A 13,155-nucleotide genomic window follows, 5' to 3' on the forward strand; every position below is an offset into this window, starting at 1 on the left:
GGGTGGCAAAAGCAATGAAAAAGATTATGAATGATGTACAAAATGTTGTTCAAGATATGATGCATGGCTTTTATTTTGAACATAACGACAAAGTGAATTACGACGAAACACATAACATCATTTATGTGAAAGATATCGAAAAACTGAAGCAAGGCGTCGCTATTATAAGCGGTGGTGGTAGCGGACACGAACCTGCTGATATCGGTTATGTAGGAAAAGGTATGCTTACGGCGGCAGTAAACGGCAGCATCTTCACTCCTCCAACCGTGGAACAAATTATTGCAGCAACCCGTCTCATGCCAAAAGATAAAAGTATTTTATTCATTATCAAAAACTTTAAAGATGACGTAGCAAATTTTTTAGCGGCGAAGCAAATCGCAAAAGAAGAAGGAAGGCAAATTGACCACATCATCGTAAATGACGACGTTTCAATTGAAGATGATGCTTCGTTTAATAAAAGAAGACGCGGCGTCGCTGGTACTGTTTTCGTTCAAAAAATACTTGGTGCGGCCGCTCTTGCAGGTCACTCTTTAGAAGAACTAACAACACTCGGCCGTTCTATCACCGAAAATTTACACACATTAGGAGTCGCCCTTTCACCTGCAAACGATCCAGTGAAAGGAAAAGCTTCATTTTCATTAAACAACGATGAAGTCTTTTACGGCGTCGGCATTCACGGAGAAAAAGGATACCGTAAAGAGGCACTATCCTCTTCTGAAATATTAGCGATCGAACTAATGAACAAACTAAAAAGCATTTATCGCTGGAGAAAAGGCAACAACTTTGCCATTCTCATTAACGGATTAGGCGCAACTCCATTAATGGAGCAATACATTTTCGCAAATGATATTCGCCGTTTATGTGAGCTGGAAGGCTTACAGATTACATTCGTAAAAGTTGGTACATTGCTAACTTCTTTAGATATGAAAGGTGTTTCGCTTAGTTTGCTTAAGGTGGAAGATTCTGATTGGGTGAAGTGGTTGAAAGAAAGTACGGAAACTGCTAGTTGGTAATACAAATAGGATGGCTTCAATTGGCCATCCTATTTTTGTACGTAATTCAGCTATTAAAAAAATTCTGCCCTCAATATTACAGCAAATTCACATCAAAAATGTAAATCCTCATTTCCTTCGTATTTTCCTTTATTAAGTCTTTTTCTTATAAATAATTCTGCAACAATTAAATTGGGTACCCACGCTAACCAAGCAATAATAGCGTAACTAAGTTCAAATCGCTCTATTCCAAATAGAACGATAAACAACGGTAGCCAAATTCTTAATGTAACTGCTCCAAAGGTTAAAGAATAATTTCTAATCATCCAGTTCCGATGCTCTTTAATTTTTTTATTCTTAACTCTATGTAACGCTTCATATGCTGATGTTAGCCAAAATACCGATAACAAACCGAAACCTAGCTTCGCTACCAATCCTCCCGTAGCATAAAAGGATAGGTATAGTCCAGAAACGCCGCCTAATAATATACCAACCATATAGATTCTCCCAGCTATTCGATGACGGTTGATATTCCTTTCTCTAAATTTAGTGGATAATGTAAAAGGACCAATTACTAATGCTACTATACTAGTTGTAATATGTATAAATAGCATCATATACCAGAACGCACTTAATTTAGATCCAAACATAAGCTTCACCTTTACAAGCCCTGTTTGAAATCCATCCATAATAAAATATTGGACAACAATATAACTAGCTACTAAAAAAGCAAAACAAGTAACTACAAACCAAATTTTCCTGTTCAAATTTTACTGCCTCCCTATTACATTAAGGAATTAGATTATACATTACTGTTCATTCTAGGGAAAATTTAAAAAACCTTCTTTAATGATCTATTCGACACATTGTTTTTATAACCGAAATCGTAGCTTACAGGTCTCAAGGATAGTAAATGAACATCGCACCTACAAATGAACATACTAAACAAAAAACAGCTTCGTATTTTATAACTAAAGAAGAGTTGGTATCAAGCTTTTTTTCCTCTCTTTTCAATATCAATTTAAATAACGCTGTATATAATACTTTATATAAGACATACCCAATAATTGCCCCAAGGGTATTCGTAAATAAATCATCAATATCCGTAATTCTATTATTTAATAATTGATTTAACTCAATTGCCAATGAAAAAAAGAATCCCGCACATACGGTGTTTTTCATTTTTCTAAACTGCGGCCAAATAGTCGGTAGTAAAAAACCGAACGGCATAAACAGTACAATGTTTAAAAGATACGTCGTACTACCTGCCGTATCAAATAGAGTCAAATTAATTTGATTTACACGAATCCACGTTTCATATCTACTTATATCCCATACAGTCGCGATTTGCGTCACCTTATACACGAGCGAAAGGTAGAACAGAAAAACATATACCCATAGAAAATGCCGAATAGATATAGTTCTTTTCGCTTTAACATAACATCCAATTTGAAATACAATACAAAACATAATTGTAAAAAAATAAGTATACAAATAACTCATTAAAACTTCTGTATGCATGTGGAATCCCCTAACTTTACATTTTCATCTATGACTTTATTGTTTATAGGATAGGAAAAACTTTTAAAATAAAGAGTGGGGTAAATATAAAATTTTTCTTAAATCTTCACATGCAACCCTTGTAGTATATAACCATTTGAATCGTTTGTTCAGTTAACATGTGAAATTAAGAAATATATGACGTACTATAATCACTCTTGCTATCAATAGAATGTAAAGAAGATGACTCCTGTTTGCATACAGAAATCATCTTTTTTAGGTTGCCTAACTTTTTTAGAATGTCCTTTACAAAGCGTACAGATCGAGAGCACCTTATTCCTATTCAAAGGGATCAACTATACCTTCTCCCCTTAAAATCACCAAAACCCATTTACAAATCTATAAAAGTAGATATAATATCCTTATGGAACCTTTATTAATTTATAAAGCATTGTCAAATGAAACAAGATGTCAAATTTTATCATGGTTGAAAAATCCAGAAAACCATTTCGACGAAAAACCTTATCTAGAACAAGACCTTAACTTTCAAGTTGGCGTATGTGTAGGAGATATCCAGCTTAAAACTGGCTTAGCCCAATCGGTTATTTCTAGTTATTTATTAACTATGAAAAAAGCAGGCTTACTAGAGTCTGACCGAATTGGAAAATGGACCTACTATCGTCGAAATGAAAAAACTATACGTGAGTTTTCTGAATACGTCCAAAACGAATTATAAAATGAAAGCTAATAATCAATCAGCATACTAATTGATTATTAGCTTTCACACATTCTGCTTTTTTACAGGTATCCAATGAATTTTGTATAAATTGCACTGCCTATAAAAGCAAGAAACATCGAAAGGAGAATTTTTTTAATATATCATATCTAGTTATTTAGATATCTGTTATTGTATTTCGAATTACATACTCCAGATAATATTGGCATCCAATCATGCTTATAATAATGCTTCTTTGTTAATGAATTTACTTTCAAAATACTGATACGAATGGAGAGTTTTATAAATGAAAAAAGTAAATCCTTTACTTATTCTGACACTCGCAATAGGTGTGTTCGGAATTATTACTACCGAGATGGGTATTGTCGGCGTATTACCACAAATCACTGAAAAATTCGGAATTTCAACTACACAAGCTGGATTTTTAGTAAGTATATTTGCACTAGTTGTTGCTATTTCTGGTCCATTTTTCATTCTGCTCGTCTCTAGTATGAATCGCAAAATAATTTTATTAACAGCAATTTTCATATTTGTTATTTCAAATTTAATCTACGCTTATACAACACAATTTGAAATCATGCTTGTTTTTCGTATTTTACCGGCAGCGCTTCATCCACTCTTCTTTTCAATCGCTCTTGTAACAGCTGCTAAACTTGTCCCTCCAGAAAAGAGCGGTCAAGCAGTTACAAAAGTTTTCATGGGAATTACTGTTGGTTTTGCTTTAGGTGTACCACTAACCTCTTACCTTGCAGACCAATTTTCACTCGAAATGGCTTTCTTATTCGGAGCATTCGTTAACACTCTTGCATTCATTGGAATACTACTCCTACTTCCTTCTATGCCTGTTAAAGAAAAAATGTCTTTCGGCAAACAAATTCGTATACTCGGCAAACCAGGATTATGGTTAAATATTTTAACCGTCACATTCCTTTTTGCAGCCATGTTTTCCGTATACAGCTACTTCGCTGAGTACCTTGCAAAAGTAACTTCCATGAATGGATCTCTCATCAGTATCATGCTATTCATATTTGGTATAGTTATGATTTTAGGTAATCATTTATTTGGGGGTCTTCTGCAAAAAAGCATAATAAACACTGTAATTTCATTCCCTATTCTATATTCTATTGTTTACATATTGGTTTATTACTTAGGTTCCTACCTTGTTCCAATGATTTTTATAGTATTCATTTGGGGAATCGTACATGCTGGTGGATTAATTGTTGGTCAAACATGGTTAATAAGTGAAGCTAAAGAAGCACCTGAATTTGGTAACAGTCTATTCGTTTCGTTCTCAAATCTCGGAATTACTTTAGGAACCACTATTGGAGGCTGGTTCATTTCAAACTTAGGTATTCATCAGCTTATTTGGAGCGGATTTATATTCACACTACTCTCATTTCTATTAATTATAATAAAACTAAAATTTTTCAATTCTAATAGCCAGGCTTCATTATCAAGCTAGTACATTTTCAGTTCCAAATTCGATAAAAAACATTATAAATTCTTCTTATAAGATTTTATTAACTAAAAAGTATAATGCTCAAAGCCTTTAGCCATAATTACGACTAAAGGCTTTTTTGTATATAAAAATAATTCTAAAAGGAGCTAATTTTATGGAACATAATCAAAATGGAGTACTTGCTTTAATTGTTTTGTTTTTAGGATTAGTGTTTTTTGTTAGTGGAATGGTTTATCATTTATGGGGTTCTTTTTAATCGTATGATTGTAATCACTCATAAATAGCCTCACGTATATCGTTCCTTTATTAATTTCAACGTTTAGACAGATACATAATTCCAAAACTAAAACGTGTATTGCAATTATCGATATGGAACATTTTCAAAAACAACTTAACATGGTAAAATAATATTCGGACGGGAGTCCAATATTATTAAAATTAAGATGGTTCAAGTCGGAGGAAGGCACCTTAGGGTGTCTTTTCTTTATTTTCAAAAGGACCTGCTCAATTATTGTGTAAAAAACATAAAGTAAGTTGAATCCATTAAAATACATGAGTGACCCCTTGTTTTCCCCTCTTATTAAAGGAGGAACTATTATGGGATTTGGTGGTAGTTGTAGTAGTGGTTGTGGCAGCGGCTTTGCTTTACTAGTTGTATTGTTTATTTTATTGATCATTGTTGGAGCTTCTTGCTTCTGCTAAAAAACTATCGGAAAAGACACTCTTATATGGGTGTCTTTTCTTTGTAATAAAAAGCTTTCTATAAAGGAAGGTTTTTACATCCAAATTAGTGATTTACACAGCACTTTATTCCCTCGCATCCCTCATACTGTAATACCCCAAATTAATAATAACCAAGAAATACCCACCCATAATTCCAGCTGCAAATGTCCACATGTACTCACTGTTTTCAATTTCATACATAATAATCGCGCCGAGTATGGCCGCTGCAAATCGATTCATCATGCCGAGCATCGGTGCTTTTTCTTTTTTTACGATGCTATTTCCGAACTTTTCGATACGCCTTCCTAAAATCCAGGCGCAGTACATACTAACTAACAGGCCAATGCTTATCCCTACAAACTGGGCTCGAAAAGGTGTCATCAACCATCCCAATAACATCACGCCTAGTAAACAATATATTTGTATGTTGAATGATCTTAATGCGATGCGAATCATGTTATGCTCCTTATCTTTCCTATTAATCCCATCTTTCGGACTTCAAGCTTTCCGATATATCCTTTTTAAAATGGGGGAATTTGATTTTGCTCACCATTAAATAAGCGAGTACGCATGTGCCAAATGCCACGGAAACTGGGTTATTTAGGAGGCATAAAATGAGGAGGCACATTGCCGCAAATGGAATGGGCATTCCGATAAATGTTGGGAGTTTGCTTTGTACTGTATTAAATCTCGCAAGCCGCAGCATTCCGCAAATACTATAAGCGAGCGCACATATCATCCCGATAGACTGCAAATCTTTTAAAGCAACACTATATGCAAGAATAGATGGTGCCACACCGAAGGTCACTAAATCCGCAAATGAGTCTAGCTCTCCGCCTATCTCCGAAACAGCATCTAGTTTTCGTGCGACCATACCATCAAACAGATCAAATACCATACCTGTAATAATGAACATAACTGCACCATGCATATCGTGAACGAAAACAGCGTGAATAGCCAACAGCCCACACACAAAATTTGCTGTCGTAATCATATTTGGTATGTAACTCATCACACGCTTCTCCTCCTTTCTACTAATTGCTTCATCTTGCTTCTTACTCATTAGACTCAAGATCCTTCTGTTTTTCTTCCAATATCACTTTATTTATTTTCGTTAACGTATCGGTCATTTGCTGCAAAGCTTCGATATCAATTTTCGAGAAATACTTGTCGATTAATACATCATCTAACTTCGACAATTGCTCCATATACTTACTACCGTTTGGACCGAGCGTAAGGAAATACTCCCGTTTATTGTTAGGATTAACTTGTTTCGAAATCATCTGTTGCTTTTCCAATTTCGATAAAACTTGGCTCACAGCACTTTTCGTTATATTAAAAGTACTCGCAATGTTATTTGCTGTCGTGTTTTCATTTAAATGAATATGAAATAGCATGCTCTCTTGCTGCCCAGTAAGACCAAACTCATCCTTTAAATCTTGAAATAGTAAAATGTAAAGTTCCGTGTAGGCTCGATTCATTTCATTAATTACTTCTTTATATGATTTAGTCATAGCGTTCTTCCTCCATGCTGTTATTTCGTTTTTAATAGTTTAGTTCACTTAACTAAACTATATTATACCTTTATGTTCGTGTAAAGGGAAATATCGCTCCGTATTTTATTCACAATGAAAAGAAGACATCAATTAAGATGTCTTCTTTTCATACTTAAGACTCCAAACTCTTACCATTCGTCTCAATTACTTCTTTATACCAATCGAAGCTTTTCTTCTTCGATCTTTTTAATGAACCTTTTCCTTCATTATCTTTATCAACATATATATATCCGTAACGTTTCTTCATTTCTCCAGTAGAAGCACTTACAAGGTCAATTGGGCCCCAGCTTGTATATCCGATAATATCTACTCCATCTTGGATTGCTTCTGACATTTCAATCATATGCTTCTCTAGGTAATCAATACGGTATTCATCATTCACTTCGTCTTCACCATGTAATTGATCGATTGCACCGAGACCATTTTCAACAACAAATAACGGTTTTTGGTAGCGATCGTACAGTTGGTTCGCTGTAATACGGAAGCCTTTCGGATCAATCGTCCATCCCCACTCTGATTTTTCAAGATATGGATTTTCAACAGAACCGAATACATTCCCGCTCGTTATACTTTTTAATACTTCTGGATCTGTACTTGTTGCTCGGCTTGCATAGTAGCTAAAGCCAATATAATCAACTGTATGCTCTTTTAAAATCTCCTCGTCTTCTTTTTCCATTTCAATTGTTACATTATTATCTTTAAAGAAACGTTTTGCGTATCCAGGATATGCGCCTCTTGCTTGTACATCAATAAAGAAGAATGATTCACGGTCTTGTTCCATCGCACGAAGAATATCGTCTGGGTTACATGTATATGGATACGTCGCACCTGCCGCAAGCATACAACCGATTTTTGCATCTGGAATGATTTCATGACACGCTTTTACAGCTAACGCACTTGCGACAAGTTGATGATGCGCCGCTTGATACTGAATTTGTTTTTTATTATCACCTTCTTTAAATGCTAGACCTGCTCCCATGAAAGGTAAATGTAAAAGCATATTAATTTCATTAAACGTCATCCAATATTTCACTTTATCTTTATATCTATTAAAAATCGTTTTTGCGTACGTCTCGAAGAAGTTTACAAGCTTTCTACTTCTCCAGCTTCCATACTTTTCTACTAAATGAACAGGCACATCGAAGTGAGCCATCGTAACAACTGGTTCAATACCGTGCTTTAACAGTTCATCAAACAAGTTATCATAAAACTGTAATCCTGCTTCATTTGGCTTTTCATCTGCACCACTTGGGAAAATACGCGTCCACGCAATAGACACACGTAACGCTTTAAATCCCATTTCTGCAAACAACGCAATATCTTCTTTATAACGATGATAAAAATCAATTGCTTCATGTGACGGGTAAAACTCTCCTTCTACCGGTGTAAAGGAATGAATATTTCCTTTCATAATATCCCAGCGGTTTTCACCAGTTGGTAATAGATCAACCGTCGTTAATCCTTTTCCGTCTTCTACATATGCGCCTTCAACTTGATTGGCTGCAGTCGCTCCACCCCATAAAAATCCTTTTGGAAAATTAACTTTAGACATATAGAAAAACTCCTTTATATAAGAATGAACGAGGAAAGCTATTATAAGTTTTAAAGAATACCTTTCTTCGTTTGAACCTGTATAAAATGTAACTACTATTTAACTCCTAACGTTAGTAAGGAATCTCCTGCTTGAATCTTTTCTATTTCCGTTTTTTTGATGCTATATTTATCATAATTTGTAACAACAACTGGTGTTGTCACAATATAACCCGCCTTTTGAATTTCAGCTATATGAAACTCAATAAGTAATTGCCCTTTTTCTACTCTCGCTCCTTGTTCAATATGAGAAGAGAAAAATTCGCCGTTTAATTTCACAGTATCCATTCCAATATGGATTAAAATTTCAGCACCTGAATCCGCCGTAATTCCTACCGCATGATTCGTCGGGAACAGCGCAGAAATCGTACCTGAAACTGGTGAAAACAACTTTCCTTCTGAAGGCTCAATCGCAACTCCTTCACCTAGCGCACCCGATGCAAATGCAGCATCGTCAATATTTTGAAGCGGCATAACAGCGCCATGGAAAGGACTAAAGATTACTTCATCATCGTTTGATGCAGCGATTTTATTAATTGTTTCAGTTGTTTCTGTAGATGTTTGTTTTTTCGTAAAACCAAATAAGTAAGTTAGAATAAAACCTACTATTAAAGAAACAACCATCGAAATAATTGCTCCCCAAAATCCAGCTGTAATCCCATCTTTCGGACTAATAAATGTCGGAAGCGTAAATATACCAAGTCCACCTGTCATATAAACTTGTGTACCAAATACGCCAAGTATTGCGCCGCCAATTCCTCCAGCGATACAGCTCATAATAAACGGCTTTTTAAGAGGAAGTGTAATCCCATAAATCGCCGGCTCTGTAACACCGAAAATACCTGAAATAAAAGCTGGAATGCTAAGTGTTTTTAATTTCTTGTCTTTCGTTTTCACCCAAACGCCAAGCACGGCACCAATTTGAGCAAATGAAGCAGCAAATATAAGCGCTAGTATCGGATCAACACCGTTTACTGCTAAATTGTTATAGCCAATCGGAACAACGCCCCAATGAAGGCCAAATATGACAAGTACTTGCCAGAAAGCACCGAGTAAAGCACCCGCTACTAATGGGCTTGCATGATACACCCAAAGCGTCGCCTGTCCTAAAAACTGCCCTGCCCACGTCGCAATTGGGCCAATAACGAGAAATGTAACTGGTACAACGATTAATAATGTGAAGAATGGTAATAAAAATGTTTTCACAACATCTGGAATAATTTTCTTTAAAGACTGTTCTACTTTCGCTCCAAAATAAGCAGCGAGAATAATTGGAATAACAGATGATGCATAGTTCATTAAAATAACTGGTATGCCTAAAAACGTAATATGAATTGGTGATTCAAACATCGTCCCTGCAAATAACGTATATAATGGCTCACCTGCTTTTAAACCTAATAAAGCCGGATAAACTAAAGCTCCCCCAATTGCCATACCGATGAATGGTGATCCTCCGAATTTCTTACTTGCTGTATATCCAAGGAAAATCGGGAAGAAATAAAATAATGAATCGCCAACTGCATTTAATATTTGATACGTTCCTGACTGTGTACTTAACCAGCCTAACGCTACAAATAGAGCATTAAATCCCTTAATCATCCCTGTTGCAGCTAGCACCCCTAAAATAGGAGTAAAAATGCTAGAAAGAATATCTATAAGACTACTCTTTTTCTTCTCACTCGTATTTTCTTCCTCAGCTTCCTGAAATCCTCCAGCAGCAATAACCGCTTTATACACGTCGGATACATGGTTACCAATTACAACTTGATATTGTCCGCCGCTTTTCATAACAGTCACAACATCTTCCATACTTTTCAGTACTTCTGTATTTGCTTTCTCCTCATCTTTTAACTGAAATCGTAAACGAGTGATACAATGTACAACGCTATGTATATTTTCTCTCCCGCCAACATTCTTCAGTATGTCTTTTGCTAATTTTTCATACTTCATAGTAATTTCCCCTCCCTACAATCATCCCATTTATTATTTTTTATAAAAGAAAAAACCTAAACTAACCATAACGGCGTGATACATACGAATCACTCCATTACAAGTCAATTTAGGTTTTGCCTGCCAAACAGTAACAATCCCGTTTATTCAATTACATAATTCATTGCGTTTCGTTACACGATGAATGTGCAACGTCAAGTACACCTTTTCATCTTTTGAAAGATGACTATTATGTGCTTTTCGCAAGTATGCTTCGATTTTTTCTGTACAACAATACGCCTCTTCATACTTACTTTTCACTTGCTCGTATAAAAAATCATCATCGGCCGAGTTCAATTCCTTCTGCATTAAACGCTGCGCAAAATATCGTAAGTGCGTTACAAACCGACTATAATTAAATGAACTTTCATCTAAGTTCATCTTATAGTGATACTTTACAACATTTAAAATATCTTGGACGATTTTCGTCATCGCTACCGTTTGTTGCATCGCCGGCTCTCCTTGCTGCGCATTCACGAAATGCAAGGCAATTGAACCTGCTTCATCTTCAGAAAGTCTAAGCCCAGTCTCTTCTTCAATTATGTTCAAAGCTTGTAGACCAATTTCAAACTCTTTCTGATAGAACCTCTTAATCTCCCAAAGCAAAGTATTTTTAAGATCCATTCCTTCTTTATGCCGAGTTAAGGCGAAACTTAAGTGATCCGTTAATGTAAGATAAATATAATCACTTAAAGTCCCCGGCAAAGCTGTCTTAGCAAACTGAATAATTTTCTCGGTAATCTCTAAATTTTCTACAGGAATTTCAGTTAGCAACCTAGCAAGTTTCTCTGATAATTCTTTTGTTTCTAGCACAAAGGTCTTTTCTATCTTAGACTCATCAATCGTATCGCCGACTTTTTTCTGAAATCCCAAACCTCTGCCCATCAGTACAACTTCTGTCTCATTATCCTTCATCGTACAAACAACATTGTTATTTAAGATTTTATGGATTCTCATATTGTTCCGCCTTCTTCTTCTTAAAGTCACAAAAGGTATAAAAAAAACCTAAACTGATTCCAAAAGCCACACTACACCCGTAGCCTCTAGATCAATTTAGGTTTTGCCTGCCGAACAGTAACAATCCTTTTACTTATTAACTTACCTTTATTATACACCAATAGTAAGCGGTTGCAATGATAAATTATTGAATATTTTTTTACAAAGAACAATACTTTTAAAAAGCATTGTTCTTTGTAAGTATACTAACAGTTTATCAACTGTTGCTTACATTCATCTAAAACTCTCTTTCTCTCTTCATAATCTTCCGTATCGGCTTCTTCCCAAAGCTCAAGGTCAGCCCCTCGCTCAATTAATGCAATCGCATTACTGCGAACTTCTTCTTGAAGACAGCCTTTCTCCAATTGTATTGCCGCAAGACCAATATATACTAAAGACATTACTTCTAAATCTTCCTCTATATCAAACTCATCTACATACTCTTCTAAAATGAGCTTAGTTGCTTCTTCTACACTGCTACCTTCTTCTATATATTCAATAAACTGCTCTTTCACATCACAAGTCGTGTCATCATCAAATAATCCAGTTCCCCAAGCGCCCATATGCTACAGCTCCTTCTTTGTACTTTTTCATTTCTATTTCAATCTTAAATATAGTAAAAATTCATTACAAGACTAGTTATATACATCATTTTATTTTACAATTACTGTAGGTAACATATATTTTTCACTACGTGCATCATTCCGAATAATCAAACATAATTATTAATAAAATTCCATATAGACCCAGTAATGGTTAAAATGTTATAATGAAATCACCCTACATAGTTACTCATATTTAGCATGAGGAACTAGCGTCTTATTAAGCAATGCGCATAACTCAAATAAAAAAGGAGACTATCATATGGAGCATCCTGTAGCAAGAGAACTTAGGTTCATACGTGTCTGCCTTATTATCTTGATCATTGTCATTGCATTTTGGGATCGTGAGAAAACTGTGGATATCACTGACCATGGTAGTGATCCTAGCTTAAACATTAGCAATATGACCCAAGTTGGCGATAATACATTTGCTTATAAAGACGAATCGAATCAAATTAAAATATTTAAGTTTGACCCGGATACAAATGAAATAAAACTAATAAAAGAATTTTATGCTAACGAATATTAATGAAATTATATTGGACAAAAGGCACCTCAAGGTGTCTTTTTTATTTTCAAAAGGACCTGCTCATGTTTATACTTCAAAACATAAAGTAAATGGAATCCGTTAAAAAACACGAGTGACCCTTTGTTTTCCCCTCTTATTAAAGGAGGAACTATTATGGGATTTGGTGGTAGTTGCGGCGGAAGCTGCGGTTTTTCTGGAGGATTTGCACTATTAGTTGTGTTATTCATTTTATTAATCATCGTTGGAGCTTCTTGCTTCTGCTAAACAAACTATTGGAAAAGACACTCTTATGTGGGTGTCTTTTCTTTGTAAACTAAAAAGACATGAGAAATGAATCCTTCTATTTAAATTACATAATCCGTATATATGCAATATTACATAAAATTATTCACTATAAAATGCTATACTAAAAAAGGAGTCGACAATCGTTATTTTCTTCTTATTTTTAAAGCAATATGGATATATCTTCTTAACTTCATTTGG

At 35.1% G+C, this 13,155-nt stretch carries 15 protein-coding genes and 1 pseudogene; 7 read left to right on the forward strand and 9 right to left on the reverse strand.

Features of this window, described 5'->3' with window-relative positions:
* Positions 1 to 14: 14 nt before the first annotated feature.
* Entirely contained in the window at positions 15 to 1,013 is a 999-nt protein-coding gene (gene dhaQ / locus AABL52_RS22140; RefSeq protein ID WP_341518419.1) for a DhaKLM operon coactivator DhaQ, read from the forward strand.
* 92 nt (positions 1,014 to 1,105) lie between these two features.
* On the opposite strand, the gene AABL52_RS22145 is transcribed toward dhaQ, so the two are convergent.
* On the reverse strand, positions 1,106 to 1,759 hold the full coding sequence (locus AABL52_RS22145; protein ID WP_097843701.1) for a DUF2306 domain-containing protein: 654 nt from the start codon (positions 1,757 to 1,759) through the stop codon (positions 1,106 to 1,108).
* A 133-nt stretch (positions 1,760 to 1,892) separates the two neighbouring features.
* Positions 1,893 to 2,513 carry a VanZ family protein gene (locus AABL52_RS22150; RefSeq protein WP_097843702.1) on the reverse strand — a complete coding sequence of 207 codons (621 nt, stop codon included), beginning with the start codon at positions 2,511 to 2,513 and terminating at the stop codon, positions 1,893 to 1,895.
* Between the two features lie 132 nt (positions 2,514 to 2,645).
* Here AABL52_RS22150 and AABL52_RS22155 point away from each other — a divergent pair.
* From AABL52_RS22155 to AABL52_RS22170, 4 genes and pseudogenes are all read left to right on the forward strand, one after another.
* Positions 2,646 to 2,723 (forward strand): annotated as a pseudogene (locus AABL52_RS22155) (TetR family transcriptional regulator); the annotation flags it as partial.
* A gap of 193 nt (positions 2,724 to 2,916) precedes the next feature.
* On the forward strand, positions 2,917 to 3,228 hold the full coding sequence (locus AABL52_RS22160; protein WP_000433539.1) for an ArsR/SmtB family transcription factor: 312 nt from the start codon (positions 2,917 to 2,919) through the stop codon (positions 3,226 to 3,228).
* Positions 3,229 to 3,514: 286 nt separating this feature from the next.
* Entirely contained in the window at positions 3,515 to 4,690 is a 1,176-nt protein-coding gene (locus AABL52_RS22165) for an MFS transporter (protein ID WP_341518420.1), read from the forward strand.
* 594 nt (positions 4,691 to 5,284) lie between these two features.
* On the forward strand, positions 5,285 to 5,389 hold the full coding sequence (locus tag AABL52_RS22170) for a YjcZ family sporulation protein (RefSeq protein ID WP_080492803.1): 105 nt from the start codon (positions 5,285 to 5,287) through the stop codon (positions 5,387 to 5,389).
* Positions 5,390 to 5,494: 105 nt separating this feature from the next.
* Here the strand turns inward: AABL52_RS22170 and AABL52_RS22175 are convergent, their stop codons facing one another.
* From AABL52_RS22175 to AABL52_RS22205, 7 genes are all read right to left on the reverse strand, one after another.
* On the reverse strand, positions 5,495 to 5,866 hold the full coding sequence (locus tag AABL52_RS22175) for an ATP synthase subunit I (RefSeq protein WP_341518421.1): 372 nt from the start codon (positions 5,864 to 5,866) through the stop codon (positions 5,495 to 5,497).
* A gap of 22 nt (positions 5,867 to 5,888) precedes the next feature.
* A complete protein-coding gene (gene pssA / locus AABL52_RS22180) occupies positions 5,889 to 6,473 on the reverse strand; it encodes a CDP-diacylglycerol--serine O-phosphatidyltransferase (RefSeq protein ID WP_341518422.1) in 585 nt (194 codons plus the stop codon).
* Complete coding sequence (locus AABL52_RS22185) at positions 6,466 to 6,924, reverse strand: MarR family winged helix-turn-helix transcriptional regulator (protein ID WP_341518423.1); 459 nt, start codon at positions 6,922 to 6,924, stop codon at positions 6,466 to 6,468. The genes pssA and AABL52_RS22185 overlap by 8 nt, the downstream gene beginning before the upstream one ends.
* A gap of 154 nt (positions 6,925 to 7,078) precedes the next feature.
* A complete protein-coding gene (locus tag AABL52_RS22190; protein WP_341518424.1) occupies positions 7,079 to 8,518 on the reverse strand; it encodes a 6-phospho-beta-glucosidase in 1,440 nt (479 codons plus the stop codon).
* Between the two features lie 95 nt (positions 8,519 to 8,613).
* Entirely contained in the window at positions 8,614 to 10,506 is a 1,893-nt protein-coding gene (locus AABL52_RS22195; protein ID WP_341518425.1) for a beta-glucoside-specific PTS transporter subunit IIABC, read from the reverse strand.
* A gap of 147 nt (positions 10,507 to 10,653) precedes the next feature.
* Positions 10,654 to 11,502 (reverse strand): BglG family transcription antiterminator LicT, encoded by an 849-nt coding sequence (gene licT / locus AABL52_RS22200; protein ID WP_341518426.1) that lies wholly within the window; start codon positions 11,500 to 11,502, stop codon positions 10,654 to 10,656.
* A gap of 245 nt (positions 11,503 to 11,747) precedes the next feature.
* Positions 11,748 to 12,104: a DUF4259 domain-containing protein gene (locus tag AABL52_RS22205; protein WP_000501496.1), complete on the reverse strand. Its 357-nt coding sequence runs from the start codon at positions 12,102 to 12,104 to the stop codon at positions 11,748 to 11,750.
* A gap of 301 nt (positions 12,105 to 12,405) precedes the next feature.
* Here AABL52_RS22205 and AABL52_RS22210 point away from each other — a divergent pair, with 301 nt between their 5' ends.
* Together AABL52_RS22210 and AABL52_RS22215 are read left to right on the forward strand one after the other, a co-directional pair.
* Positions 12,406 to 12,672 carry a YmzC family protein gene (locus tag AABL52_RS22210; RefSeq protein ID WP_341518427.1) on the forward strand — a complete coding sequence of 89 codons (267 nt, stop codon included), beginning with the start codon at positions 12,406 to 12,408 and terminating at the stop codon, positions 12,670 to 12,672.
* 153 nt (positions 12,673 to 12,825) lie between these two features.
* Entirely contained in the window at positions 12,826 to 12,936 is a 111-nt protein-coding gene (locus AABL52_RS22215) for a YjcZ family sporulation protein (RefSeq protein WP_000505686.1), read from the forward strand.
* The last annotated feature ends 219 nt before the right edge of the window (positions 12,937 to 13,155 follow it).

This window comes from Bacillus paramobilis, from assembly GCF_038096195.1.
Classification (GTDB): Bacteria; Bacillota; Bacilli; order Bacillales; family Bacillaceae_G; genus Bacillus_A; species Bacillus_A mobilis.